Genomic DNA, 25,132 nt, shown 5'->3' on the forward strand with positions numbered 1-25,132 from the left:
CGGATTTCATGGCGGTTTACACGGAAGTCAGCGACGAGGACTTGGTCGAATTCATCGCCCAGTACGACATCGGCGAGGTCGTATCCTGCAAAGGGATCGCCGAAGGTGTGGAGAATTCCAACTACCTGCTGCACACCACGAAGAGTGCCTACATCCTGACCCTTTATGAGAAGAGGGTGCGGGAAGAAGACCTGCCCTTCTTCCTGGGGCTCATGGAGCATCTGGCGAAAAAAGGCATCCACTGCCCGCAACCGCTGGCCGCACGCGACGGTGAGGCCCTACGGCAGCTTTGCGGCAGGCCGGCGGCACTCACTACCTTTTTGGAAGGTATGTGGCCGCGCAAGATCCAGCCCTTCCACTGTGAGCAATTGGGCGGCGCCCTAGCCAACTTCCATCGCGCCGGCGCGGATTACGAACTGTTCCGAGCGAACAGCCTGTCGCTGGACAGTTGGCGGCCGCAATTCGACCAGTGCCGCAACCGTGCCCACGAAGTGCATCCGAATCTAGCCGATACGCTTGCGCGGGAACTCGACTTCCTGGAGGCCAACTGGCCGCAAGATCTGCCCTTCGGCGTCTGCCACGCGGATTTGTTCCCCGATAACGTCTTTTTCATCGGCAAGGAATTGTCGGGTCTGATCGACTTCTATTTCGCCTGCAACGACGCCTTGGCCTATGACCTGATCGTCTGCATGAACGCATGGTGCTTCGAGCGGGATGGCAGTTTCAACGTCACCAAGGCCCGGATGCTGCTATCCGCCTATGCACGGGAACGGGTCCTGTCACGCGCGGAATTGGACGCATTGCCCATTCTGGCGCGGGGCGCCGCGATGCGGTTCCTGCTGTCACGCCTCTACGATTGGCTGAACCATCCGGAAGGCGCCTTCGTGAAGCCGAAGGACCCGCTGGAATACCTGACGATCCTGAGCTTCCACCAATCGGTTCGGGATGTCGGCGCCTACGGGTTGGAGGAAAGCGCGCTTCATGGCTGACACCCAAGGCGTTGATACCGAGAACGTGGTGGAAATCTTCACCGACGGGGCATGTTCCGGGAATCCCGGCCCAGGCGGCTGGGGGGTCGTCATGCGGTGGCGCGGCAATGAACGCGAATTGTCGGGTGGCGAAAAGGAAACCACCAACAACCGCATGGAGTTGATGGCCGCCATCGCCGCGCTGGAAGCACTGAAACGCCCAATGGACGTGGTGCTGACGACCGACAGCACCTATGTGCGCGACGGGATTACGAAATGGATCCATGGCTGGCGCCGCAACGGCTGGAAGACCGCAGCCAAGAAACCCGTGAAGAACGCCGATCTTTGGCAACGCCTGGAACAGGCCATGAAGCCGCACAGCGTCGAATGGAAATGGGTGAAAGGCCATGCCGGCCATGACGAGAACGAGCGGGCGGATGCCCTCGCCCGGGACGGCATCCCGTTCTGACGCACCCCTGATCCAGGGGCCTGCCGCAAACAAAAACCCCCGCCGAGGCGGGGGTTTTATCATTTCGGCTGCTGACTTTAAGTCTTAGAGCGCCTTCAGGATCGCGTCGGCGGACGAAACCTCGAACGCACCGGGCTCCTCGACCGCCAGATGCGTCACGACACCGTCTTCCGCGATCATCGCGAAACGCTGTCCGCGGATGCCGAGGCCCGCCGCTTCCAGATCGAGAACCAAGCCAAGCGCCTTGGTAAAGGCGGCGCTGCCATCGGCCAGCATCGTCACTTTGCCGTCGACGCCCTGGTCTTTCGCCCAGGCGCCCATGACGAAGGCGTCGTTGACCGCCAAGCACATTACTTCGTCCACACCCTTGGCCTTGATTTCATCGGCTTTCTCGACGAAGCCCGGCAGGTGCTTCGCGGAACAGGTCGGCGTGAACGCGCCCGGCAGCGAGAAAATCACCACCTTCCGGCCGGCCAGCTTGGCCGCCATATCGACCGCTTCCGGACCATCCGCGCCCATCGTCTTCAGGCCTTCGGTCGGCAGTTTGTCACCTACTCCAATCATGATGCTTTCCCTCTCCCAATGTGTGCTGAAAAACCGGCGGCGCCAATCGGCCGCCGGGCAATTGCCATGCGAGAACCGCAGGAACTGACCGTCACGACCCTATGTAAAGCGTTCTGCTAAGGTTTCCAGTGTTTTGTGTTCTGGGATTCAGCGCCGAGCCAGAACAGACCCTTGCGCAGCCGTGTCGACAGCCTCGAGCACGGCCGTTTCGGTAAGCAGTTCAGGCAAGGGAATTCCCTGCTCCGCGCCGGGCCCGTAGACCACATTGAAGGGGATGCCGTAGCGCCCAAAAGCAGCGAGATAACTCGCGATATCGGCATTGGGCCGGGTCCAGTCGGCCCGCATGGCCACCATACCCGGCGCCCCCAGCAACGAGGCCACCTCACCGGCTTGAAGCACTCGTTTCTTATTGAACTGGCAAGTGATGCACCAATCGGCGGTTACATCGACGAAGACGACCTTGCCTTCCGAGACATGGCGGGCGATCTCCGCCTGGCTGAACGGCACCCAGCCGACATCGATCGAGGGCGCCTGGATCGGCGGGGCCCCGTCCCGGACAATCGGTGCAACGACAGCGGCCACCCCCAGAAAGACGGAAAGCGGCAGAGCCATGCGGCCGAGCCGGGATCCCTCGACACGCTTCGTGGCGGGGATGACCGCGGCCAGAACGGCCAGCGCCAAGACGACCGCCACGGTTTCCATGCCGGTGATCGCGCTCATCACATAGGCGAGCCACAGCGCGGTGCCGGCCAAGGCGACCCCGAGAACCCATTTCAACTTGATCATCCAGGGACCCGGGCGCGGCAGGGCCGTCGCCAAGCCGGGGAAAGCGGCGACCATCAGATACGGCCCCGCCAAACCGAGGCCGAGCGCGGCAAAAACCGTGAGGATTTCGACACTTCCCCGGCTCAAGGCGAAGCCGACGGCGGTGCCCAGGAATGGCGCGGAACAGGGCGTTGCCAGCAACGCGGCAAAAGCGCCGGTCAGGAAATGGCCGAGGACACCTTTCTGCTCGCCCGCAGAGTAACCTGTATCGGCCACGAAACGCGGCAGGCTGATCTCGAACAAGCCCCACATGTTCGCGGCGAACAGCGTCAGGATGACGATCATGAAAGCGAGAAACGCGGGCTGCTGGAATTGGATACCCCAACCGATCGTCTCACCGGCCGATTTCAAACCGACAAGGACAACCGCCAAGGCCAGAAACATCGTCAGGATGCCGAGCGACGCGGCGACGAAGCCCCGGCGCACGTGGCGTTTTTCCCCGCCCCCATGGCTGGCGACCGACAGCAGTTTGATGGACAGAACCGGCAGGACGCAGGGCATCAGATTCAGGATCAATCCGCCCAACACCGCCAGAAGGAGGATCGGCAGCAGACCGGCAACCGAAACCGCTCCACCGGCGGCAGGTCCCGTGCCAACGGACGGCGAGACCGTGGTCTCCGCCGATCGTGGGCCGTCGACGACGGTCAAGGTCAGGGCCTGCCGGGCGAGATCCTCGGGCGCTGAACCGGCTCCTTTCAGGGTCAGCCGCGCCAGTTTTCCGCCGTTGGACAAGGCAAGCTCCGGCTTGCCGAAGAACACGCCGACCGGTCCTTCGACGAATATGTCTGGCGAGACGAATGCCTCCGGGCCGGCGATATCCACCTGCAAGGTCAGATCGTCCGGATTGCCTGAGACCGCGGCGCGATCGACGGTCAACCCGGCAGCTTCCGGGGCGCCAGGCACCAGGGCGGCATATTGACCGATGGCATGCACCTTCGCCGAGGGTTGGGCCGGTCCGGCCGGCACATCGACTGAAACCTGCGCTTCCCCGGGGATGCAGATATCGCTGCAGACCAGATAGTCGACCTTGCCGGTCAGACTGATCGCTTCACCCGGCGTTTCGGCCTTTACCCGCAAGGGAAAGATGACCTCACCGGAATAGCCGTAGGTTTGAAGTCCGAATATCTCGAATCGATGGGGTGCGGGCCATGACATTTCGACCGAGGCGACATTCGTCGATCCCGTCCAGTCGGGTTTCGGCGGGAAGCCGGCATCCCCCGGCGACCGCCAATAGATCTTCCAGCCGTCCTGCATCTGGAATTCCAGACCCAGGGTCAGTGTTCCCTCCTCACCCGTCCCGGTCACAGAGGATACAAGCCGGACCGAAGAATGCTCCGTGTCGGACCATGCGCCGGTGATCGCATGGGCGGGCACGGACGCACCGGCAACCAACGCGCAGACCAGCGCCGCAACGGCGCAAATCACGTATTTCGACAGGAAGGAAGACGTCTTCATCTCACTCTTAACCGCCCGCGCCGCATGTCGCGGCGGGCCCTGGAACAAAGAACCGGCCGCACGCGCGGCACCGGAGCGTATTACATAGCCATTCTGGCGGATATTAACAGCGGTTGCGGCCCTAAGTCCCATCACCCGCCGTCACATCTTTGTGCCTGTCGACAGGCCGAACCGGGAACGCGGTCTGGCTTCTATGCAGAAGATACTGATACACTCGGCTCGTTGGCTTTTTGTTGGACCCGTTGCCCATGCTGCGAGAACGTAACTTTTCCGGATATCTTAGCGGCCAATTGCTGGTTGCCATGCCGTCGATGACCGACCCCAGATTCGAACGCAGCGTCATTTACATGTGCATCCACAACGAGGATGGCGCCATGGGGCTGGTTCTGAACAAACTGATGGATTCACTGACCTTCGGCGAATTGCTGGAACAGCTGAACATCAATCAGAACCGCGCCGACGACAATCTGCGGATTCATTTCGGCGGACCGGTGGAGACCGGACGCGGTTTCGTGCTGCATTCGTCGGACTATTCCGGCGAAGGCACCGTGATGATGGAAAACGGTGTCGGCCTGACCGCAACGGTCGATATCCTGCGCGACATCGCCGAAGGCAACGGCCCGCGGGAAAGCATGCTCGCGCTCGGCTATGCCGGATGGGGTCCGGGTCAGTTGGACGACGAAATCCACCAGAACGCCTGGCTCAACGTTCCGGCGGATGAAGAACTGGTCTTCGACGATCTGCTAGACACGAAGTGGGAACGATCAATCGCCAAGCTCGGCATCGATCTCAGCCTGCTTTCCGGCGACGCGGGGCACGCCTAACACGTGCCAACCGAATACCGTCAGGTCGGGGAACGCGGCAGAATGGGCCGTGCGTCCTGCCGCAGGATGGCGAAGGTGTCGTGATCCTGCCACTTCCCGGCGATGCATAGATACTGACGCGCCCGTCCCTCTCCCTTGAACCCGCTTTTCTCCAACAGGCGCTTGCTGGGGGTATTGTCGACGAGGCAGGCCGCCTCGACGCGGTGCAGGTCGAGGTTTCGGAAACAGAAATCCAGGCAGAGCTGAACCGCCTCGAACATATAGCCGTTCCGCTTATGCGGCTCGCCGATCCAATAGCCGATATTGCCCGCCTGAATGACGCCGCGCCGTACATTGGTCACGGTGATGCCGCCAAGCAGGGAATCGTCCCGGCGCGAGAAGATGAAGAATGCGTAGCCGAGGCTTGCCTGCCAATCCGCATGCGCCCGGCGCATCCGCCGTCGATAGGCCGCGGGTGTCAGGGCATCCTTGGGCCAGGCGGGTTCGAAGGGTTCCAGGAAATCCCGGCTGGTGCGACGCAGATCCAGCCATGCCCGTTGATCCGCGGCCGCAGGGGGCCGGATGTAGACCCGCGGTCCCGTCAGCTTCAAAGAGGGGAATTTCGGCCGAAAGAAATCGAACATGGCGGCGTCACGCGGCAAGCCGCCCGCGAACCCCGTCATAGGATTCCAGAGATCCGAGCGGCCCGATTCCGGCCAAAGTCAGCGGGCCCGAGAATATCCTGCGCGCCAGCCCCGCGACCTCATCCACCGTCAGGGCGTCGATCCGGGCGATCTGCTCTTCCACCGGGACGGGACGTCCGGCAAGCAGCATCTGGTTGCCCAGCTGCTCGGCCCGGGCCGCGGTGCTCTCAAGCGCCATGACCGTGCTGGATTTCATCTGCGCCTTGGCCCGCGTCAATTCCTGTTCGGTGATCGTCGCCGGCAGCTTCCTTATTTCCTCGCACAGGACGGGAACGAGCTCGGCCGTTTCCTTCTCCCCCGTCCCGGCATAAATGCCGAACAGGCCGGCATCGGAATAAACAGAAGAAAAGGAGTAGACCGAATAGACCAGCCCCCGCTTTTCCCTCACTTCCTGGAATAGTCGGGACGACATTCCCCCGCCGAACAGGGTCGACAGGACGGAGGCCGCGTAATGCTGGTCGTCGGCGATCCCGACACCGGGAAATCCCATCAGGAGGTGGACCTGTTCGGACGGCCGATTTTCCGTGAACAAACCGCCGGTATAGCGGGACGGCGGGCGCTGCGCCGGCGCCCCCGCCGGCAGGGTGGCGAAGAACTCCTCCGCCAACGCCATCAATTCCGCATGGGTGATCTTGCCGGAACCGACAAGGATCATGTTCCCACCGTGATATCCGCTTTCCATGAACGCGGTCAGCTGGTCCCGCGTCATCGCCGTCACGGTCTCCGGCCGCCCCAATGTGGGGTATCCCATGGCCTGGCCTTCGAAGGCGGTCTCCTGGAAATGGTCGAAGAGTATGTCGTCCGGCGTATCCTGGACCTGTCCGATCTCCTGCAGGATGACGGACCTTTCGCGCTCCAGCTCTTCCTGATCGAAGCTGGGATTCTGCAAAATATCCGACAGGACATCCACGGCCAACCGGGCATCCTCTTTCAGAAGTTTCACGTAATAGGCGGTGCTCTCGCGGCTGGTATAGGCGTTCATGTGCCCACCAACCGCCTCTATCTCCTCGGCAATCTGTATGGCTGAACGCCGCGCGGTTCCCTTGAACGCCATATGTTCCAGGAAATGGGCGACGCCATTATTCGCCGGCGTTTCGGAGCGTGTTCCGGTACCGACCCAGACACCGATGGACACCGTCTCGACGGATAAGACGGTATCGGTCACGACCCGCAGGCCGTTGGGGAGGACGCCGACCGACGGCCCCGTCATCCTGCGCCCCCAGCCGTTCTGCTGTTTTCGCGGACATATTGTTCAATGGTCTGCAAGCTCGGCCCGATCTTGTCGAACCGTTCCTCCCGCTCGAAAAGATCCGCCATATGCGCCGGCAGCGGCGGGCGTTTCCCGGTCGCCTTTTCGACCGCGTCCGGGAATTTGGCGGGATGCGCCGTCGCCAGGCAGACCAGGGGAACATCCGGCCGCCGGCGCGCTTCCATGCCGGCGACGATTCCGATCGCCGAATGCGGATCGATCAACTCACCCGTCGATTTGTAAAGCGCCCCGATCGCCGCAAGGGTTTCCGCATCGTCGAGCCGACGCGCGTCGAAGGATTCGCAGGCCAGGCTCCAGCGTTCGGCCCCGACCGCAAGTTCGCCCGAACGACGGAAGTCCTGCATCACGGCGGCAAGCGCCGCTCCGTCCCGGTCATACAGGTCGAACAGAAAACGTTCGAAATTGCTGGAAATCTGGATATCCATGCTGGGCGACAGGCTGGGCACGACGTCGCGTGTCGACATCACGCCGGTCGCGAAGAAACGCGTAAGAATATCGTTGCTGTTGGAACCGACGATCAACTGATCGATGGGAAGGCCCATTTGCCGGGCCGCATAGGCGGCGAACACGTTTCCGAAATTGCCGGTCGGCACGGCAAAGGAAACCGGCCTGTCCGGCGCGCCGAGCGCGACCGCCGCATGGACGTAATAGACGATTTGCGCCATGACGCGGGCCCAGTTGATCGAGTTCACCGCGCTCAACCGCATTGAATCCCGGAAGGGTTCGTCCGCGAACATGGCCTTCACCAGATCCTGGCAATCGTCGAAGGTTCCATCGACGGCCAGATTATGGACGTTCGAGGACATCACCGTTGTCATCTGGCGCTGCTGCACGGGGCTTACCCGGCCCTGCGGGAACATGATGAAGATGTCGATCGCGTCGCGGTCGCGACAGGCTTCGATCGCGGCCGAACCGGTATCGCCGCTGGTGGCCCCGACGATCGTCACCCGCTCGCCACGGCGCGTCAGGATATGATCGAACAGCAGGCCGACCAGTTGAAGCGCGTAATCCTTGAAAGCGATCGTGGGGCCGTGGAACAGTTCCATCAGCCAGAAATCGTGACTCAACTGCTTGAGCGGCGCCACCGCATCGTGGTCGAAACCGGCATAGGCACGGGCAACCAGTCGTTCGAAATCGTCGTCCGCGATGGAATCACCAATGAACGGCTTCATCACGCGGACGGCAAGTTCGGGATAGCTCAGCCCCCGCATGGCGCGTAGGTCGTCGGCCGAAAATTTCGGCCAATAGGCGGGCACGTAGAGCCCCCCGTCACGCGCCAAACCGGTAAGCAGGACATCCTCGAAATCGAGAACCGGTGCATTTCCCCGCGTACTGACGTAATCCATTCTTACAGCCTTCTCCCGCCGGCTTGCGGAGCCGTGACCACGGCTCCCCTCCCATGCAAAGATATTTTCGACATGCAGTCTTAGAAGCGGTCAAACGGAAGGGCAAGGGGCGGGGAACCCGCCGCCGGCCGCCGTCACCCTACCATTGCCCCTCAATGGGGCAGGTAGCGTTGCCGCAGATGGGCCTCGAAGGCTTTCGGATCCAGGCTGTGGCCCGTCGCATGGGTTACGATTTCATCGCTGCTGACGGAGGAGCCGAGGCCGTGCACGTTGTCCTTCAACCAGGCCCGAAGGCTGGAGAAGTCACCGCTGGCGAGCCCCGGCAGAATGTCCGGTTCGGCCTTGGTCGCCGCACGGAACAATTGCGCAGCCGTCATCGCGCCCAGCGTATAGGTCGGGAAATATCCGAAGGATCCCGCATACCAATGAATGTCCTGTAGACAGCCGAGCCTGTCATTGGGCGGCGTGATGCCAAGCAGGCCTTCCATGCCTTCGTTCCAGGCCCCCGGCAGGTCGTTCAACGGCAGGTCGCCCGACAACAAGGCCTGTTCCAGGCGGAAGCGCAGGATCACATGCGCAGGATAGGTTACTTCATCCGCCATGACCCGTATGAAGCCGGGTTCGACCCAATGATAGATGCGCAGAAGATTCGCTTCCTCGAAAGCCTCCTGCTGCCCATAGGCCTCGCGGAACAGGGGCGCCAGAAAACTGACGAATTCCGGGGTCCGGCAAGCCTGCATTTCGATCAGCAGGGATTGGCTTTCATGGATCGCCATGCCGCGCGCCCGACCGACCGGTTGGCCGGTCCATTCAGCAGGCAAATTCTGTTCATACAGGGCATGGCCGGTCTCGTGCAGGGCTGCCATCAGCGCCAGGATCGGATCATCGACATTGTAACTGACCGTGATCCGCCGGTCGCCGGCATAGCCCGTGGAGAAGGGATGGGCGCTGACATCCATCCGCCCGGACGAAAAGTCGAACCCGACCGTTTCCGCCAGGCGGCGGGCCAGGGCTTCCTGCCGGTCGACCGCGAAGGGCCCCTGCGGAACCGTTTTTGGCCCGGCCTGTTTCTGTTTTTCCAGCACCTCGCCGAGGAAACCGGGCAGGAACGCGGCATAATCCTCGAATATCGCCGCAATCGCGGATGCGGAGGCACCGGGCTCGTATGTATCGATCAGGGCGTCATAGGCCTGAAGCCCCAGTGCGTCGCCGAGAATGGCGCCTTCCTCCCGGGTCAGGTCCAGGACTTCCTGCAACAAGGGTGCGACCTTGGCGAAATCAGCCTCCTGCTTCGCCGTGCGCCAAACATGCTCGCAGGCGGACGTCGTTTTCGACAGCGCTTCCACCAAGTGCTGCGGCACGGCGGAGGCGCGCCTGTAGGATCGTCGGATTTCATGCAGGTTGGCGGCCTGCCAAGGGTCGAGGGCGGCACTCTCCGCCGCGCCGATCAGATCACCGACCTTCGGGTCGGTCAGAAGTTCATGGCTGATGCCGCGCAAGGTGGCCAATTGATCCCCGCGGGCTTGGGACCCGCCGGCTGGCATCATCACCGACGCATCCCAGTGCAGGACGGATAGTGCGTCGCCGATCGTATTCAGTTTTTTGAAATGCGCTTCCAGGTCACGATAGGCATCGAAACCGTTCACGGCCGTTCCTCCGCTGCAGTCTTCCTATGGTAAATCACATAGATGACCAACAATCCCAGAGCGAGACTGTACCACGTAATTGCATATTGCAGGTGATCGTTTCTGACATCGAGTGTCCATTGCCGTCCACGCGGCAACATACCCCGTTCGCTCTGGTCCGATGACAGGATGTAATATTCCGGCAAGCTCGGTACATCGGCCTGCTTTGCCATCGCAGCCGGATCTATGTTGAACCAGGCATTGTTCTGCGGTTCGTTCTCCGGGACGACCCAGGTCTCGATCGTGGATCGCGGTTTCACGAAACGCAGCAGCCCCGTGACCGTCTGTTCACCTGCCAGCAGCCCTTCGGCGCGAAGCGCCTTGTCGCGCATTTCGAAAGGGACCCAGCCGCGATTGACCAGGATCGTTCTACCGTCGTCCATCTTCAACGGCGTCACCACATTGATGCCCGCCTCGCCGTTGAGCGCGCGGTTTACAAGATGGAACTCGTTTTCATGGTCATAGACGCCCTTGACCTGGACCGGCAGGAATTCGTGCTCATCCGCCGTTAAAGGGGCGGCGGGAATCGCGCCCGGCGCCTGCGCGGACCGCACCTGCAGCATTTCGATCAAATCCTGTTTCCATTCCAGACGCTGTACCTGCCAGGTTCCCAGAAAGATCATGACAAGAAAGGCCGGGACGGAGAAAAGGGTCGGGATGAGTTTCGGACGAAACCCCATTGGCTTGCTCCAGTGATGCGAATTCGTGGCGGCCATCCCGCGCTTGGCGCCGGAATAAGGGCAGGCCTACTAACTGTTTTCGTCGAACGTATTGGTGCCGGTATCCCCGGCCTTGTTCAAATACTGCAGGGCGATCAACAAGCCCTTAACTTTCGGCAAAAGGATCAGAACGACCGCGGCGACGACCGGAAAAGCAACCACGATCGGCGCCCAGACCCCTGTGTTGAAAGCGAACATGACCCAGACGCCGATACCGACGCCCAAGGTTCCCGCGATGATGATGATGAAGGGAACGGCACCGTCGCCGGCATCTTCCTGGCTTAAATCCAGGCCGCAGACGTCACAACGATCCGTGACCTTGAGGAAGGAACTGTACAGCGACCCTTCCCCGCAGCGCGGGCATTTACCGCGAAACCCGGTCTGCCAGGCAGACCGGGTTGGATGCGAAGGTGTGGACATGATGTCGTCCTGCCTTTCAGCGAACGGTTATCAGCCGCCCCACCAATAGACGCAGACGAACAGGAATAGCCAGACGACGTCAACGAAGTGCCAGTACCATGCGGCCGCTTCGAAGCCGAAGTGGTGCGAGGGCGTGAAGTCGCCGCGATTGGCGCGAACCAGGCAAACCGCCAGGAAGATCGTCCCGACCATCACGTGGAAACCATGGAACCCGGTCGCCATGAAGAAGGTGGAGCTGTAGATGCCATCCGTGAAGCCGAACGCGGCGTGGCTGTATTCGTAAGCCTGCAGGCAGGTGAAGATGAAGCCCAAAGCGACCGTCAGGGCGAGACCATGAACGACCTGCTGGCGCTTGCCTTCCCGCAACGCGTGGTGAGCCCAGGTAACGGTGCAGCCGGACAGCAGCAGGATCAGCGTGTTCATGAAGGGCAGATCGAATGCCGCAAATGTCTCAACGCCGACCGGCGGCCAGGTGCCGCCCGTATGCTCTACGCGGGCGAACAGGATTTCCTGGTCCGCGAAGAGGCTGGCATCGAAGAACGCCCAGAAGAAGGCCACGAAGAACATCACCTCGGAGGCGATGAACAGGGACATGCCATAGCGCAGGCCAAGCTGCACCACCGGCTTATGATCGCCCTGATGGGCTTCCCGGACGACGTCCCGCCACCAGACATACATGGTGAACAGAACCATCAACAGGCCCGGAATGATTGCCCATGCACCAACGGTTTCCAACCCGATGACATCGGGATGCAAGTAAACCACGGCGCCGAATGCCAGGACGAAACCGGACAAGGCGCCTAGCGCCGGCCACGGGCTCGGATCCACCAAATGGTAATCGTGGTTGGGTGCGTGATGTTCAGCCGCGCTCATACCCTTTCCCCCTTCGTCACGGGTCGCTGTCTCGAACAAACGACCCCAAGAATTAACCTACCCAATCCGCCGCCCTATTTAAGGGACGCCAGTTTTCCCTTTTCATTGTCCCCGTCCGCCGTCTCCGCAGGGAAGAAGGTATAGGATAGGGTAAGGGTCCGGACCTCATCCAGGTTCGGATCCTCGTCAATTTCCGGATCGACGTAGTATACCACCGGCATATCCACGCTTTCTCCGGGCTTCAGCGTCTGCTCCGTGAAACAGAAGCACTCGATCTTGTTAAAATACAAACCGGCCTTCAACGGCGTGACGTTGAACGTCGCCGTCCCGGTGATCGGTTTGTCCGAATTGTTCGTCGCCCGGTAATAGGCAATGGCGCTTTCGCCAACCTTCAGCGTCACTTCACGCTGTTCCGGCTGGAAGGTCCAAGGCAGCTTGGGCGACGTGGTCGCATCAAACCGAACCGCTATTTCACGGTCGAGAATCTTTTCCGCCCCCTGTTCGGCCACCTGGGTCGTCCCGCCATAGCCGGTCACCCGGCAGAACAGGTCGTAGAGCGGGACCGAAGCATAGGCCAGACCGACCATGCCGCAGACGACGCCGGCGACGGCCAGCATCGTTTTCCTGTTTCGACTGTCAGCACGAATGCTCATGGGATCAACCACCGCTCATCCGGACCAGGGAAACCACGTAAACCAACAGGCAGAACCCGCTGATGGCCAGTGCCAGGGCAATGTTCTTTTTGCGCTGACGCTTGTGCATGTCGCTACCGCCATGCGTCGGTGTTTCTTGGGTCTTCTTGTCTTCAGCCATGACCGTCATGATTGTTTCCCGCCCTTTCACCGATCAACCGGCCGAGGCGCCGAACAGCGCCAGGCTGTTGGAGTCGACGATCAACATCGCGAAAAGGGCGAACAAGTAGAAAATGGAGTAGCCGAACAGGCGTCGTGCCGCCTTGTCGGAGTCGTCGAGCCAGACAGCGACGGCCCCCGCCAGGAACAGCAGGCCAAGCACCAGGGCCGTGGCAGCATAGGCCAATCCGGCGATGCCGACCCAATACGGTGCCAGCGCCAAGGGCAGCAGGAGCACCGTGTAGAAAAGAATCTGTTTCTTGGTTTCGCGCGGGCCCGCGACGACGGGCAGCATCGGCACGCCGGCCTTGGCGTAATCGCCGCAGCGATACAGCGCCAGCGCCCAGAAATGCGGCGGCGTCCAAAAGAAGATCAGCGCGAAGAGCAGGATCGGTTCGATCGTGACGTCGCCGGTAACGGCGGTCCAGCCGATCATCGGCGGGAAAGCGCCCGCCGCGCCGCCGATCACGATGTTCTGGGGCGTCCGCCGTTTCAACCACATCGTGTAGACGAAAACATAGAACAGGGTCGCAGCGGCCAGAAGCGCGGCGGCGGCCCAGTTGACCGCGAGGCCCATCAAGGCGACCGAGAATGCTGCCAGAACGATGCCGAAGCTGAGCGCTTCCGCCGGCGGAACCTTGCCCATCGGGATGGGGCGCCCGCGCGTCCGGGTCATGACCGTGTCGATATCCCGGTCATACCACATGTTGATGGCGCCGGAAGCACCGGCACCGACGGCGATGCAGAAGACCGCGACCGCCGCCAGAACGGGATGGATTTCACCCGGCGCGACCAGCAGACCGGCAAGCCCGGAGAACACGACGAGCGACATCACGCGCGGCTTGAGCAGAGCGATATAATCGCGAACCTCACCCGAGGAGGTGAGGCTGCTTTCCATCGCTGTATTGGTGTAACTCAAATCCGACACGGATGCTGCTTTCCCGAAAGTGTAGGTGATACGTCTTCAATCGATCTCCCCGGCGGGCGGCGGCCGAATTCGCCACCGCCTGCGGGGAGCCACAAATCAGCGGACCTGCGGCAGATCGTTGAAGGTGTGGAACGGCGGCGGCGAACTGACCGTCCATTCCAGGGTCGTTGCGCCTTCGCCCCAGTAGTTGTCGCCGACGCGCTTACCGGCAACCAGGGTGTAGATCATCATGCCGACAAAGAAGAGCGTCGACGCGAAGGCGATATACGCACCCCAGGAACTGATCGCGTTGAAGGCGGCAAAACCGTCAGCATAGTCGATGTAGCGGCGCGGCATGCCGGCCAGCCCCAGGAAATGCTGCGGGAAGAAGGTCAGGTTCACACCGATGAAGGTGGTCCAGAAGTGGAGCTTCCCGGCCCAATCAGGGATCTGCCGGCCGGACATTTTGCCCATCCAGTAATAGATCCCGGCGAAGATCGAGAAGACCGCGCCCAGCGACAGCACATAGTGGAAGTGCGCGACAACGTAATAGGTGTCGTGCAACAGCAGATCCATGCCGCCATTGGCAAGGACGACACCGGTAACGCCACCCACCGTGAACAGGAAGATGAAGCCGATCGCCCAGAGCATCGGGACGGTAAAGCGGATGGACCCGCCCCACATCGTCGCAATCCAGCTGAAGATCTTGATACCCGTCGGCACCGCGATGACCATCGTGGCGGCCGTGAAGTACGCCCGCGTATCGACGTCCAGACCGACCGTGTACATGTGGTGCGCCCACACGATGAAGCCGACGAAGCCGATGGCGACCATGGCGTAGGCCATCCCGAGGTAACCGAAGATCGGCTTGCGGGAGAAGGTCGACACGATATGGCTGATGATGCCGAAGCCCGGCAGGATCATGATGTACACTTCCGGGTGACCGAAGAACCAGAACAGATGCTGGAACAGGATCGGATCGCCGCCGCCTTCGGGCTTGAAGAAGGTCGTCCCGAAGTTACGGTCGGTCAGCAGCATGGTGATGGCGCCGCCGAGAACCGGCAGAGACAGAACCAGCAGGAAGGCCGTGATCAGCATGGCCCAGGCGAAAAGCGGCATCTTGTGCAGCGTCATGCCCGGCGCACGCATGTTGAAGATCGTGGTGATGAAGTTGATCGCCCCCAGGATCGACGACGCGCCCGCAAGGTGCAGCGAGAAGATCGCCATATCGACCGCGGCGCCCGGATGGCCGAGCACCGAACTCAACGGCGGATAGATCGTCCAACCCGTACCGGCGCCGCCGCCGATCAGGGCGGAAAGCAGCAGCAGGATGAAGGCCGGAACAATCAGCCAGAAGGAGATGTTGTTCATGCGCGGGAACGCCATGTCCGGCGCGCCGATCATCAGCGGCGCGAACCAGTTCCCGAAACCGCCGATCAGCGCGGGCATGACCACGAAGAAGACCATGATCAGACCGTGCGCCGTGATGACGACGTTCCATTCGTGACCGTCTTCCATGAACTGCACACCGGGTTCGTGCAGTTCCATGCGCATGTAAATGGAGAACGCGCCCCCGATCAGCCCCGCGATGACGGAGAAGATCAGGTACATCGTTCCGATGTCCTTATGGTTGGTCGAACAGACCCACCGCTTGAAGAAACCCGACGGGGCGCCGTGATCGTCGTGATGCGCGCCGGCAGCCGTACCAGTTGCCATGGTTCGTCTCCTACTCTCTGCGCCCGTTAGCGGGTCAGAACGTTGCTGTTGACGGCCGCGTCGGCGCCTTTGGCGGCAACCTGGACCGGGGCGAGGGACGGAGCGGCAGCGAATTTCTCCTGCGCTTCCTTCACCCATTTCTCAAACTCGGCTTTCGACACGATCTTCACCGCGATCGGCATGAACGCATGGTCGATGCCACAAAGCTCGGAACAGAACCCGTAGAAGGTTCCTTCCCGCGTCGCCTGCATCCAAGTCTCGTTCAAACGCCCGGGAACGGTGTCGAGGCGCACGCCGAAATCGGAGATCGACCAGTTATGAAGAACGTCGTTGGAGGTCATGATCAGCCGGATCTTGGTGTCGACCGGCAGGACCACCATGTTGTCGGTGTCCATCAGGCGGGCAACGCCGAGTTCCTTGGCTTCCTCTTCCGTCCGCGCCGCGATGTAGGCGTCGAAGGTGAAGTTGCCGTGGTCCGGGTACTCGTACGACCAGTACCACTGGTTCCCGATGATCTTCAGCGTCATGTCCGCATCTTCGACCCGATCGGAAGCGTACAGCAGCTTCATTGACGGGAAGACGATCGCGACCAGGATCAACACCGGAATGCCGGTCCACAGAACTTCCAGCAGGGAGTTATGCGTGGTGCGCGACGGCGTCGGATTGGCCGATTCCCGGAACCGGACGCAGACATAAATCAGCAACCCCAGCACGAAGAGCGTGATGATCGTGATAAGCCACAGCAAAAGCGTGTGGAAATCGTAGGCCAGTTCGGCAACCGGCGAGGCCGGATGCGGCAAATTCAGCTGCCAAGGCTTCGGCTCGGCGGCGAGCGCCGGCGTAGAAACAAGGGCAAGCCAGCCCGCGGCCAGCGCCATGATACGGTTGAACACCGCTTTTCTCCCGTTTCCCAAATTCCCCGCGTCACCCCACATCTGTCGATGAGAGGAGCCGCTTCGTCCCAACCGGCCCCGAACAACCGGAACCGACATCTTGTATGCGAGGGTATAAAGCCGCTTTTGCCATCCCCTGGCGTATGGCGACCGGACCCGTCCACGATTGGCAGGCATTCTATCGTGACCGCCATCCCAATCAAGCGGCTCGGATGCGCTTTACTGTCGCATGAGTCAAGTAAAATGAAACAAAATCCAGGACTAAGGTCTTAAGATTCAATCGGAATGTTGCGTCTTTTCCAGTTTCATGCGGTACCGGTGCAGGCCGTACCAGACGGCCCCGACGACCACCGGCGTCGCCACCGCCGTCACCACCGTGGTGCTTACCTCAACCCCGAGCGTGGGCAGCCCTTTCACGAGATACGCGATCAAGCCCACCGCATAGTAACTGATGGCCGCAACAGACAGGCCCTCGACCGTTTCCTGCAGCCGCAATTGCAGCCGCGCACGGCGGTTCATGCTGGAGAGAAGGTCCTGGTTCTGGGCCTGAATCGTTACGTCGACCCGTGTGCGCATCAAGTTCGCCGTTCGGGTGGCGCGCCGTGAAAGGTCCGAGATCCGTGCCGCCACCGATTCGCAGGTCCTCATCGCCGGCGCCAATCGGCGTTCCAGGAACTCATCGATCGTCTGATATCCTTCGACCCTGTCCTCGCGCAGTTCCCGCACCCGCGCTTTCACCAGGGCGTAATAGGCATCCGCGGCGCCGAACCGGAAGGCCGTCATGGTCGACAAGGCCTCGATATCCGTCGACAATCTGGTCAACCGCCGCAACAGATCCGCTTCGTGCTCAACGCCGAGGCTCTCGCCGTTATGATCCGCCAGTTGGCCCATGCCCAGCGTCAGATGGGCCAGGGACCCGTCGATCGTCTTCAGACGGCCGGACACCTCCCGGGCGATCGGCAGGGCGATCAGAGAAAAAAGGTAGTAGGTGCCGATTTCGATCAGCCGCTGGATCAGGCGCCCCGCCTGATGCGCGCTCATGTTCCTGTTGTGGACGAGAATGCGGGCGTGACCATCCTCATGCAGGCGGAAATCGGTCCAAACCTGGCCCGCGCCGCGTGCAATCTGGCTCACCACCAGGCCTTCCGGGTAAAACAGCCGCTCGATTTCCCCCTCGCTGCGTGTCGGGGTTTCGGTTTCCACATAGGCAATGTTCAGCGCCACGACGAGGGTGCCGGAGATCGCTTCGAGCCAATCCCGCGGCAGTTTCGTGCCGGGCGCCTCCGCGAAAGGCTGCTTGAACGGCGCCTTGCTGAAAAAGGTGTAGCTGGAGAATTCCGTGTGCAGTTCCCATTTGACCCGCAGATTCCCGAGGTCCGCGGTATGGTGGCTGGCATCGTCGGGCGGCGGCGTCGCGCCGAAACGCCGGCAGAGATCAGCGGCATGCTCACGCGCCCGCAGGCCGTCGCCATCGCCGTCCGCGTGCTGGAACGCATAATGCGTCACCTGCATCGGACCTTCGCAGGGCTGGAAGGGTCGGGCATGCAGCTCGTTTACGAGCTCGTATCGCTTTGCGTTGTCGCCGATTGCAAACATCTCAACTCCCTGCCAGATTTCATCAAACATCAGAACAAAAAAACATTTTGGGGGAAACACGGGAATCGGCGGCGCGCATTCCTATATTGGTCGTAAACGACTTACAGCCCAATCATCACCCACTTCTTAATCCCTTACGAGGAATACGATACAGAATCATGTCGAAACTTGCGGAAACCGATGAGCTTTTCTTCCAACGCGCCGGTCTTGATCTCGACAAGACACAGGCCATTGTCGATGACGGATTGACCGGCGCCGACGACGGGGAACTGTTCCTCGAATACCGTCAGTCGGAAGCCGTCACCTATGACGACGGCCGGATCCGCAATGCCAGCTACGACACGGCGCAGGGCTTCGGCCTTCGGTCGGTCGCCGGCGAAGTCAGCGGGTACGCGCATGCCACGGAATTGTCCGAAGCGGCGATCAAACGCGCCGCGGAAACGGTTCGGGCCGTTCATTCCGGTCATGGCGGCACCTTCGCCGACGCGCCGCGCGGTACGAATGTCGATCTGTACGGCGACAACAATCCGCTCGCCTCGCTGCCTTTCGAGGACAAGGTCGCGCTGTTGGAGGAAATGAACGCCTATGCCCGCGCCAAGGACAACCGGGTCCGTCAGGTCACGGCCTCCATCGTCGGGGAGTGGCAGGCGGTTCAGATCATCCGGCCCGGCGGCGAGCGGGCAGCCGATATCCGTCCCCTGGTGCGGGTCAATGTCGCCGTGGTCGTCGAACAGGACGGCCGCATGGAAACCGGCAGCCACGGCGCCGGCGGCCGGGTCGACTTCACCGAATTCGTCCAGCCTTCCTCGTGGAAAGCGCAGATCGACGAAGCGCTGCGGCAAGCGCTCCTGAACCTGGAAGCGGTCGACGCGCCGGCCGGCGAGATGACTGTGGTCCTGGGTCCGGGCTGGCCCGGCATCCTGCTGCATGAGGCGATCGGCCACGGGCTGGAAGGCGATTTCAACCGCAAGAAGACCTCGGCCTTCGCCGGCCTGATGGGACAGCGCGTTGCCTCCCCCGGCGTCACCGTGGTCGACGACGGCACGATCGGCGGTCGGCGAGGCTCGCTGACCATCGACGACGAAGGCACGCCGACCTCGAGCACCACCCTGATCGAAGACGGAATCCTTGTCGGTTATATGCAGGACCGGATGAACGCCCGGCTGATGGGGATGGAGCCGACCGGCAACGGCCGACGCCAGAGCTTCGCGCACCATCCGATGCCCAGAATGACGAATACCTATATGCTCGGCGGCGACAAAGATCCGGCGGAAATCCTCGAATCCGTTCAGAATGGCCTTTACGCAGTGAACTTCGGAGGCGGACAGGTGGATATCACGAACGGCAAGTTCGTTTTCTCCTGCACGGAGGCTTACCGTATCGAGGACGGCAAGATCGGCGCACCGGTCAAGGGAGCGACGCTGATCGGGAATGGGCCGGATTCCTTGACCAAGGTCTCGATGATCGGAAACGACATGCAACTGGATCCCGGCATCGGCACCTGCGGCAAGGACGGTCAGGGCGTGCCGGTCGGCGTCGGCCAGCCGACACTGCGCCTGGACGGCCTGACGGTGGGAGGAACAGCCGCTTGACCGGTTACCGCAAATTCAAGGGCCCGGCCGCCTTCGTCGCGGCCGGAATGCTCTTGATGGCCATGCTTGCCGGGTGCGACGACGCATCGAATGGGCAGGAAAACGCCGCCACGCAGGTGACGCCTGAGCTGACACCCGGCGCCAGCGCGGAATCCGTAAAAGCGAAGAAGCGGGCCGACCTGGTTCTGGAGGTCGAGTCGCACGGCTATCTTTTCATCGAGGGCCGGCACCGCTTCACGCAGACGCGCCACTTCACCGAGTCGGCCGGGGTCGGCGTCACACTCACCAATGGCAAGGTCTGCGTCAGCTTCGGCAAGGAGTGCGTGGAGGCCGAGGTCGCCTACCGCGTGGACGCGGGCAAGCGGCTGTCGCTGCAGCAGCATTACGTCGCGACCGAGACGCTGCCCGACGAAGCCGTCATCGAGTATTGGGGGGTCGATGACAACGGAAACCCGGTCTCGGTAAAGACCGGTATCCAACTTGAACTCCCCAAGCAGGAAGTCCGCGATTAGTCGCTTCTCGACGACCAAGGACCAACTTCACGAAATACGTTCAGGGGAGAGAACCATGACTGCAGCGCTGCCTCTGGCCGGCAAGGTCGCGATCGTGACCGGGGCCGGCAAGAATATCGGACGGACAATCGCTTTGGCGCTTGCCGAGGACGGAGCCGATATCGTGGTGAACGGCCGGTCCGACACGGCGCTGCTTGATGCGGTCGCCTCTGAAATCGAAGGAATGGGTCGGCGTGCCCTGCCGGTGACAGCGGATGTCTCCAAGGAAGAGCAGGTCAAGGATCTGGTGGCCAAGACCGTCGACCAATTCGGCGGGATCGATATCGTCGTCAGCAATGCCGGCCTGCGGCGGCAGACGCCGCTGATCGACATGGATTATGCCGAATGGCGCGAGATCATGTCGGTCGCACTCGACGGCGCCTTTCTGCTCGCCCGCCATGCCGTGCCGGAAATGATCAAGCGCGGCGGCGGCCGTTTCGTCGGGCTGAGCGGTGTCTCCCATCACGCCGGTGTCGCGAACCGGGTTCATGTCAATGCGTCCAAGGCCGGGCTTGAAGGTCTGATCCACGGCATGGCCGGCGAGTTGGGACAATACGGCATAACGGCCAATGCCGTTGCGCCCGGCGCCATCGATACCGCCCGCGGCGCATCCGCCGGCGCGATGCCCGCGGCCCTGGGACTGGACGGCATCCCGCTGGGCCGTCTGGGCCTGCCGGAAGAGATCGCGGCGGCGGTGCGTTATCTGGTCGGGCCCGGCGGCGGCTACGTCACCGGACAGACCCTGCACGTCAACGGCGGCAAGGTTGTCAGCTGATCCGCGGATCCGAAGGCCTTAGTCTTCCCGGTATCTTTCGAGGTAGTCGACCGCTCTTTTCGGCGGTTCGGGGAAGGCCAGCTCCATCCCGCGGGACAATCCGCGGTGGATCGCCTTCAGTGCATCCAATCTGGAACGCCGTTTTTCATTCGCGTCGATGCGCTGCCATTTGGCATGCTGCGCGGAGGTCTTCTTGATCATGTCCGAATAGGCTTCGCCATACGCATCCCATTTGCCGCGATTGCGGATGTCCTCTTCGGTCAGTTTCCAGCGTTTGGAAGGGTGGTTCAGACGGGACTGAAAACGCTTCAACTGGGTTTCCGGGGTGATATCCAGGAACAGCTTCACGATCCGGAAATCCTCGGCCAGCAATTGCTGCTCGAATTCCCGGATTTCACGATAGGCCCGTTTCCAGGCATCCTCCTCGGCGAAGCCCTCGACCCGCTCGACCAGGACACGGCCATACCATGATCGGTCGAACACGGCGATCTCGCCGGCAGCCGGCATTCGGCTCCAAAACCGCTGCAGCCAATGTTCCCGCCTTTCATGCGCATCGGGCGCGCCGATCGGGTAAACGCGAAGCGTGCGCGGGTCCATTGCCCAGGCCAACCTGCGGATAAGCCCGCCCTTGCCGGCCGCATCCCAGCCTTCCAGCACAACGACGCCACGTGTGCCCTGCGTTTTATAGCTGGTCTGAAGCAGCATCAGGCGCTGCTGCAACGCGTCATATTTATCCTGGTATTCTTCGCGTTTCACGTCGATCTGCGTCTGCCGGTATCAGGCTTTTGGATCAGTAACGGCACGCATCGTAGATCGGATCGATCCGGCGTTCCCACTTTTTCTCGTAATCTTCCAAGAGATCCTGCGCGAAGGTCTTCCCGGATGCGACGATCGATTCCAGCGGTTCGATATACTGCTGTTCGTCCAGGCCGCTCTTGGCGCTGATCTGCGCCCGGCGCTTCAAGCCGTTCCGGGAAATCTCGACGACCTTGCCCGCAACGTCCATGACGGTCCCGTCCCGGAACGGAACGTTGAGCGCCTTGCCCGGAACCGCATCCCGCAAATCAGACATTTCCTCGACCGTCCAATCCGCGATCAGCGCTTCCGCCTCGTCCAGCGCCGTCCCGTCATAGAGCAACCCGACCCAGAAGGCCGGCAGAGCACAGAGATTGCCCCAGGGTCCGGCATCGGCGCCACGCATCTCGATATATTTCTTCAGCCGGACTTCCGGGAAGGCGGTGGTCATGTGATCCGCCCAATCCTCCATTGTCGGCAACTGGCCTTCGAACCCTCCCAGCTTGCCCGCCATGAAATCGCGGAAACTCTTCCCCGCCACATTGTGGTAGGTATCCCCGCGGTGCACGAAATACATCGGCACATCCAGGATGTAGTCGACCCAGCGCTCAAAGCCGAAATCTTCGTCGAAGACGAAAGGCAGCATCCCGCAGCGGTCCGGATCCGTGTCGGCCCAGCAGGCGCTGCGCATGCTCAAGAACCCGTTCGGCTTGCCTTCGGTAAAAGGAGAGTTCGCGAAAAGCGCCGTCGCGATCGGCTGCAGCGCGACGGAGACGCGCATCTTGCGGACCATGTCCCGCTCGGACCCGAAATCCAGATTCACCTGGACCGTACAGGTCCGTATCATCATGTCGATGCCGTGCGAGCCGCGCGTGGGCATGTAATCCCGCATGATCTTGTAGCGGCCCTTCGGCATCCAGGTAATGTCTTCGCGCCGCCATTCCGGGTCGAAACCCAGCCCGACCATATCCGCACCCATGGGTTCGCAGACCTGCTTCACCTGATGCAGATGGGTGTGAACCTCGCTGCATGTCTCGTGAATGGTGCGAAGCGGTGCGCCGGACAGTTCGAATTGGCCGCCCGGTTCCAGGGTGATCGAGCCTCCCTTGCCGTCAAGCAGGGCGATGATGTTGCCACCCTCGTAGACCCCCTGCCAGCCGAACTGCTGAAGACCTTCCAGCACGGCCTTGATGCCGGGTGTCCCCTCATAGGGAAGCCGCCGATGCGTCTTGGCATCATAGGCGAATTTTTCGTGTTCGGTCCCGATCCGCCAATCGGCGGCAGGCTTACAGGCGGACTCGATATAGGAAACGAGCTGCTCTTTCGATTCGACCAAGTCGCTCGACTGACCCGATGGGCTGCTCATTGGCGCGCATCCTCACTCACTGGCACTGTCTATTGGCCCGGTGACCCGCGCCGACTGAAATTTTCGCTACAAGACGTGGTTTCGTTTTTGAATGCAAGCAATGCGGCGGAAAAAGCCGCCCCATTCAAGGTCAAAAGTTCGGTACCGTTCAGGCGCGCTTGGGCGGCGATTCCGCCCAATCCCCGGCCAGGGCCTGCCACACGGTCAACGCCGCCAATCCGGCCGTTTCCGCACGCAGAATCCGCGGCCCCAGTCCCGCGAAGCGTGCATTCGTGCGATTTTCGAGCAGAGCACGTTCCTCGGGCGTGAAACCGCCCTCCGGTCCGACCAGCAGGGTTACAGGGGCACCAGGCGGCAGTTCGGATACGACCTCGGCGATCGGCCGCGCATCGCCGAACTCGACACATGCGACTAATGTCCTACCTTCCGGGTGATCGGCCAGCGCCCTGTCCAGGCGAACAGGCTCGCAGATTTCGGGCAGGTCCAACCGCTCACATTGTTCCGCTGCCTCGGTCACATTCGCCGACAGGCGGTCCCCCTTCACGCGTTCGACAATCGTTCGCTGGGTGACGACGGGCTGGATCCGCCGCACCCCCAACTCGGTCGCTTTCTGGACCAGGAAATCCAGACGCGCCCGTTTGATCGGCGCAAAGTAAAGCCAGACATCGGGGCAGGACGTCTGCGTTCGCAAATGGTCCCCGACGGCGAGCGACGCCCAACCCTTGCCAATGCCGTCGATCCGCGCACTCCATTCCCCGTCGCGGCCATTGAAGAGGGTGACCCAGCGGCCGGGCTCCAAACGCAGGACCGAACGCAAGAAATGGGCGTGGTCGGGCGACAGGCCGACAACCGCCCCCTCCGCGAGGTCGCTTTCGACAAAGAGACGCGTGGCCGGTTTTTCCGACATGACGAATGCCCCGCTACAGATGGTTTCGAAGACGGTCCTACAATGTTATCAGCGGGGATGCTACGCATCGCCGCTTGATGCGAAAACAGATTTCACACAGGTCGGGACACCCGGCCCGATCATGGACCGTCTTCGAATGGCCAAGACCAAAGAAACCGCGGATGCTTCCGACATCGTGCAGGATAGTCTGGTTCTCCGCATTCTGCCGGACGCCCTGCGGCCCTATGCGCGGCTTGCGCGGCTGGATCGTGCGATCGGAACCTGGCTGCTGCTGCTGCCCTGCTGGTGGGGGTTGAGCCTGGCCTGGATCGGCCATCCCGCCCTGCCCTTGCCGTCGGCGTGGTACTTCCTGCTTTTCGGTATCGGCGCGGTGGTGATGCGCGGCGCAGGCTGCACCTGGAACGACATCACGGACCGGGATTTCGACGCAAAGGTCGCCCGTACCGCGACGCGCCCCATCCCGGCCGGCGAGGTTTCGGTCAAGATGGCGGTCGCCTTCATGGTGGCGCAGGCCTTGCTCGGGCTTTGGATCCTGCTTCAGTTCAACCGGGAGACGGTCATCGTCGGGGTCGCGTCGCTTCTACTGGTTGCGGCCTATCCCTTCATGAAGCGGATCACCTATTGGCCGCAGGCCTGGCTGGGCCTGACCTTCAATTGGGGCGCCCTGGTCGGCTGGTCGTCGATGCAGCCCGGCATCGCCGCGCCCGCGCTTGTCCTCTATGCCGCCGGTTTCTTCTGGACCCTTGGCTACGACACGATTTATGCGCATCAGGACAAGGAAGACGACGCCTTGATCGGGGTTAAGTCGACCGCTTTACGGCTGGGCGGCGCAACGACGAAATGGCTGTGGGGGTTCTACGGCATCACCATCCTGTTGATCGGCGCGGCCGGTTGGCTCGCCGGTGCGGGTTGGGGCTTCTGGCCGCTATTGGGTCTTGCCGCCGCGCATCTGGTTCGGCAAATCCTGACCGTGAGGATAGACGATCCGGCGGACTGCCTCGCCCATTTCAAATCGAACCGGGATTTTGGATTTATCATTCTGGCCGCCATCATTGCCGGCGGCCTCACCACGGGGTAACGGG

Annotated in this window: 25 protein-coding genes; 7 read left to right on the plus strand and 18 right to left on the minus strand. The window is 61.7% G+C overall.

The window, feature by feature from the left end; translation table 11 throughout:
• The first annotated feature begins 8 nt into the window (after nt 1-8).
• Both ACQK2G_RS17970 and rnhA read left to right on the plus strand, forming a co-directional pair.
• Nucleotides 9-989: a homoserine kinase gene (locus ACQK2G_RS17970; protein ID WP_425406412.1), complete on the plus strand. Its 981-nt coding sequence runs from the start codon at nt 9-11 to the stop codon at nt 987-989.
• On the plus strand, nt 982-1,437 hold the full coding sequence (gene rnhA, locus ACQK2G_RS17975) for a ribonuclease HI (RefSeq protein ID WP_425406413.1): 456 nt from the start codon (nt 982-984) through the stop codon (nt 1,435-1,437). The genes ACQK2G_RS17970 and rnhA overlap by 8 nt, the downstream gene beginning before the upstream one ends.
• An 84-nt stretch (nt 1,438-1,521) precedes the next feature.
• Here the strand turns inward: rnhA and ACQK2G_RS17980 are convergent, their stop codons facing one another.
• Both ACQK2G_RS17980 and ACQK2G_RS17985 read right to left on the minus strand, forming a co-directional pair.
• Entirely contained in the window at nt 1,522-2,004 is a 483-nt protein-coding gene (locus ACQK2G_RS17980) for a peroxiredoxin (RefSeq protein WP_425407666.1), read from the minus strand.
• A gap of 144 nt (nt 2,005-2,148) precedes the next feature.
• Nucleotides 2,149-4,281 (minus strand): protein-disulfide reductase DsbD family protein, encoded by a 2,133-nt coding sequence (locus tag ACQK2G_RS17985; RefSeq protein WP_425406414.1) that lies wholly within the window; start codon nt 4,279-4,281, stop codon nt 2,149-2,151.
• Between the two features lie 248 nt (nt 4,282-4,529).
• Here ACQK2G_RS17985 and ACQK2G_RS17990 point away from each other — a divergent pair, with 248 nt between their 5' ends.
• On the plus strand, nt 4,530-5,105 hold the full coding sequence (locus ACQK2G_RS17990; RefSeq protein WP_425406415.1) for a YqgE/AlgH family protein: 576 nt from the start codon (nt 4,530-4,532) through the stop codon (nt 5,103-5,105).
• A 20-nt stretch (nt 5,106-5,125) separates the two neighbouring features.
• Here ACQK2G_RS17990 and ACQK2G_RS17995 read toward each other — a convergent pair whose 3' ends face one another.
• From ACQK2G_RS17995 to ACQK2G_RS18055, 13 genes are all read right to left on the minus strand, one after another.
• Complete coding sequence (locus ACQK2G_RS17995) at nt 5,126-5,767, minus strand: GNAT family N-acetyltransferase (protein ID WP_425406416.1); 642 nt, start codon at nt 5,765-5,767, stop codon at nt 5,126-5,128.
• Nucleotides 5,736-6,998, minus strand: coding sequence for a M16 family metallopeptidase (locus ACQK2G_RS18000; RefSeq protein ID WP_425406417.1), 1,263 nt, complete (start codon nt 6,996-6,998; stop codon nt 5,736-5,738). Before ACQK2G_RS18000 ends, ACQK2G_RS17995 begins: the two co-directional genes overlap by 32 nt.
• A complete protein-coding gene (gene thrC, locus ACQK2G_RS18005; RefSeq protein ID WP_425406418.1) occupies nt 6,995-8,404 on the minus strand; it encodes a threonine synthase in 1,410 nt (469 codons plus the stop codon). Before thrC ends, ACQK2G_RS18000 begins: the two co-directional genes overlap by 4 nt.
• A gap of 152 nt (nt 8,405-8,556) precedes the next feature.
• Nucleotides 8,557-10,050, minus strand: a complete 1,494-nt coding sequence (locus tag ACQK2G_RS18010; RefSeq protein WP_425406419.1) for a carboxypeptidase M32 — start codon at nt 10,048-10,050, stop codon at nt 8,557-8,559.
• Complete coding sequence (locus ACQK2G_RS18015; protein WP_425406420.1) at nt 10,047-10,769, minus strand: SURF1 family protein; 723 nt, start codon at nt 10,767-10,769, stop codon at nt 10,047-10,049. Before ACQK2G_RS18015 ends, ACQK2G_RS18010 begins: the two co-directional genes overlap by 4 nt.
• 69 nt (nt 10,770-10,838) lie before the next feature.
• The gene (locus ACQK2G_RS18020) at nt 10,839-11,228 is read right to left on the minus strand and encodes a DUF983 domain-containing protein (RefSeq protein ID WP_425406421.1); all 390 of its coding nucleotides are present in this window, start codon (nt 11,226-11,228) and stop codon (nt 10,839-10,841) included.
• Between the two features lie 30 nt (nt 11,229-11,258).
• Nucleotides 11,259-12,101: a cytochrome c oxidase subunit 3 gene (locus ACQK2G_RS18025; RefSeq protein ID WP_425406422.1), complete on the minus strand. Its 843-nt coding sequence runs from the start codon at nt 12,099-12,101 to the stop codon at nt 11,259-11,261.
• Between the two features lie 74 nt (nt 12,102-12,175).
• A complete protein-coding gene (locus tag ACQK2G_RS18030; protein WP_425406423.1) occupies nt 12,176-12,754 on the minus strand; it encodes a cytochrome c oxidase assembly protein in 579 nt (192 codons plus the stop codon).
• Between the two features lie 4 nt (nt 12,755-12,758).
• A complete protein-coding gene (locus tag ACQK2G_RS18035) occupies nt 12,759-12,923 on the minus strand; it encodes a hypothetical protein (RefSeq protein ID WP_425406424.1) in 165 nt (54 codons plus the stop codon).
• Between the two features lie 24 nt (nt 12,924-12,947).
• Nucleotides 12,948-13,850 carry a heme o synthase gene (cyoE, locus tag ACQK2G_RS18040; protein ID WP_425407667.1) on the minus strand — a complete coding sequence of 301 codons (903 nt, stop codon included), beginning with the start codon at nt 13,848-13,850 and terminating at the stop codon, nt 12,948-12,950.
• A gap of 126 nt (nt 13,851-13,976) precedes the next feature.
• A complete protein-coding gene (gene ctaD / locus ACQK2G_RS18045; RefSeq protein ID WP_425406425.1) occupies nt 13,977-15,575 on the minus strand; it encodes a cytochrome c oxidase subunit I in 1,599 nt (532 codons plus the stop codon).
• A gap of 26 nt (nt 15,576-15,601) precedes the next feature.
• Nucleotides 15,602-16,468 (minus strand): cytochrome c oxidase subunit II, encoded by an 867-nt coding sequence (coxB, locus tag ACQK2G_RS18050; RefSeq protein WP_425406426.1) that lies wholly within the window; start codon nt 16,466-16,468, stop codon nt 15,602-15,604.
• Between the two features lie 276 nt (nt 16,469-16,744).
• Nucleotides 16,745-18,064 carry a DUF3422 family protein gene (locus tag ACQK2G_RS18055; RefSeq protein WP_425406427.1) on the minus strand — a complete coding sequence of 440 codons (1,320 nt, stop codon included), beginning with the start codon at nt 18,062-18,064 and terminating at the stop codon, nt 16,745-16,747.
• A gap of 158 nt (nt 18,065-18,222) precedes the next feature.
• Here ACQK2G_RS18055 and tldD point away from each other — a divergent pair, with 158 nt between their 5' ends.
• Genes tldD through ACQK2G_RS18070 form a run of 3 tightly spaced genes read left to right on the plus strand, consistent with a single transcriptional unit; the run spans nt 18,223 to nt 20,982 of the window.
• Complete coding sequence (gene tldD / locus ACQK2G_RS18060; protein WP_425406428.1) at nt 18,223-19,656, plus strand: metalloprotease TldD; 1,434 nt, start codon at nt 18,223-18,225, stop codon at nt 19,654-19,656.
• Nucleotides 19,653-20,168 (plus strand): hypothetical protein, encoded by a 516-nt coding sequence (locus tag ACQK2G_RS18065; RefSeq protein WP_425406429.1) that lies wholly within the window; start codon nt 19,653-19,655, stop codon nt 20,166-20,168. Before tldD ends, ACQK2G_RS18065 begins: the two co-directional genes overlap by 4 nt.
• A gap of 55 nt (nt 20,169-20,223) precedes the next feature.
• Nucleotides 20,224-20,982 carry an SDR family NAD(P)-dependent oxidoreductase gene (locus tag ACQK2G_RS18070; RefSeq protein ID WP_425406430.1) on the plus strand — a complete coding sequence of 253 codons (759 nt, stop codon included), beginning with the start codon at nt 20,224-20,226 and terminating at the stop codon, nt 20,980-20,982.
• An 18-nt stretch (nt 20,983-21,000) separates the two neighbouring features.
• Here ACQK2G_RS18070 and ACQK2G_RS18075 read toward each other — a convergent pair whose 3' ends face one another.
• The 3 genes from ACQK2G_RS18075 to ACQK2G_RS18085 all read right to left on the minus strand — a co-directional run bounded on the left by ACQK2G_RS18075 (nt 21,001) and on the right by ACQK2G_RS18085 (nt 24,050).
• Nucleotides 21,001-21,738: a polyphosphate kinase 2 family protein gene (locus tag ACQK2G_RS18075; RefSeq protein ID WP_425406431.1), complete on the minus strand. Its 738-nt coding sequence runs from the start codon at nt 21,736-21,738 to the stop codon at nt 21,001-21,003.
• 34 nt (nt 21,739-21,772) lie between these two features.
• A complete protein-coding gene (locus tag ACQK2G_RS18080; protein ID WP_425406432.1) occupies nt 21,773-23,143 on the minus strand; it encodes a glutamate--cysteine ligase in 1,371 nt (456 codons plus the stop codon).
• A gap of 148 nt (nt 23,144-23,291) precedes the next feature.
• Nucleotides 23,292-24,050, minus strand: a complete 759-nt coding sequence (locus ACQK2G_RS18085) for a 16S rRNA (uracil(1498)-N(3))-methyltransferase (RefSeq protein WP_425406433.1) — start codon at nt 24,048-24,050, stop codon at nt 23,292-23,294.
• 136 nt (nt 24,051-24,186) lie between these two features.
• Here ACQK2G_RS18085 and ubiA point away from each other — a divergent pair, with 136 nt between their 5' ends.
• Nucleotides 24,187-25,128, plus strand: a complete 942-nt coding sequence (gene ubiA, locus ACQK2G_RS18090) for a 4-hydroxybenzoate octaprenyltransferase (RefSeq protein ID WP_425406434.1) — start codon at nt 24,187-24,189, stop codon at nt 25,126-25,128.
• The last annotated feature ends 4 nt before the right edge of the window (nt 25,129-25,132 follow it).

Source organism: Hwanghaeella sp. (assembly GCF_965227365.1).
Lineage (GTDB): Bacteria > Pseudomonadota > Alphaproteobacteria > UBA8366 > Aestuariispiraceae > Hwanghaeella.

Excerpts from the sequence above, each read along its gene's own strand:
- tldD (WP_425406428.1), top strand. The coding sequence starts at position 18,223 with ATGTCGAAACTTGCGGAAACCGATGAGCTTTTCTTCCAACGCGCCGGT.
- thrC (WP_425406418.1), bottom strand. The coding sequence starts at position 8,404 with ATGGATTACGTCAGTACGCGGGGAAATGCACCGGTTCTCGATTTCGAG.
- rnhA (WP_425406413.1), top strand. The coding sequence starts at position 982 with ATGGCTGACACCCAAGGCGTTGATACCGAGAACGTGGTGGAAATCTTC.
- ACQK2G_RS18055 (WP_425406427.1), bottom strand. The coding sequence starts at position 18,064 with ATGTTTGCAATCGGCGACAACGCAAAGCGATACGAGCTCGTAAACGAG.
- ACQK2G_RS18015 (WP_425406420.1), bottom strand. The coding sequence starts at position 10,769 with ATGGGGTTTCGTCCGAAACTCATCCCGACCCTTTTCTCCGTCCCGGCC.
- ACQK2G_RS18070 (WP_425406430.1), top strand. The coding sequence starts at position 20,224 with ATGACTGCAGCGCTGCCTCTGGCCGGCAAGGTCGCGATCGTGACCGGG.
- ACQK2G_RS17990 (WP_425406415.1), top strand. The coding sequence starts at position 4,530 with ATGCTGCGAGAACGTAACTTTTCCGGATATCTTAGCGGCCAATTGCTG.
- cyoE (WP_425407667.1), bottom strand. The coding sequence starts at position 13,850 with ATGGAAAGCAGCCTCACCTCCTCGGGTGAGGTTCGCGATTATATCGCT.
- ACQK2G_RS18085 (WP_425406433.1), bottom strand. The coding sequence starts at position 24,050 with ATGTCGGAAAAACCGGCCACGCGTCTCTTTGTCGAAAGCGACCTCGCG.
- ACQK2G_RS17995 (WP_425406416.1), bottom strand. The coding sequence starts at position 5,767 with ATGACGGGGTTCGCGGGCGGCTTGCCGCGTGACGCCGCCATGTTCGAT.
- ACQK2G_RS17985 (WP_425406414.1), bottom strand. The coding sequence starts at position 4,281 with ATGAAGACGTCTTCCTTCCTGTCGAAATACGTGATTTGCGCCGTTGCG.
- ACQK2G_RS18080 (WP_425406432.1), bottom strand. The coding sequence starts at position 23,143 with ATGAGCAGCCCATCGGGTCAGTCGAGCGACTTGGTCGAATCGAAAGAG.
- ACQK2G_RS18030 (WP_425406423.1), bottom strand. The coding sequence starts at position 12,754 with ATGAGCATTCGTGCTGACAGTCGAAACAGGAAAACGATGCTGGCCGTC.
- ubiA (WP_425406434.1), top strand. The coding sequence starts at position 24,187 with ATGGCCAAGACCAAAGAAACCGCGGATGCTTCCGACATCGTGCAGGAT.
- ACQK2G_RS18025 (WP_425406422.1), bottom strand. The coding sequence starts at position 12,101 with ATGAGCGCGGCTGAACATCACGCACCCAACCACGATTACCATTTGGTG.
- ACQK2G_RS18000 (WP_425406417.1), bottom strand. The coding sequence starts at position 6,998 with ATGACGGGGCCGTCGGTCGGCGTCCTCCCCAACGGCCTGCGGGTCGTG.
- ACQK2G_RS17970 (WP_425406412.1), top strand. The coding sequence starts at position 9 with ATGGCGGTTTACACGGAAGTCAGCGACGAGGACTTGGTCGAATTCATC.
- ACQK2G_RS18035 (WP_425406424.1), bottom strand. The coding sequence starts at position 12,923 with ATGACGGTCATGGCTGAAGACAAGAAGACCCAAGAAACACCGACGCAT.
- ACQK2G_RS18020 (WP_425406421.1), bottom strand. The coding sequence starts at position 11,228 with ATGTCCACACCTTCGCATCCAACCCGGTCTGCCTGGCAGACCGGGTTT.
- ctaD (WP_425406425.1), bottom strand. The coding sequence starts at position 15,575 with ATGGCAACTGGTACGGCTGCCGGCGCGCATCACGACGATCACGGCGCC.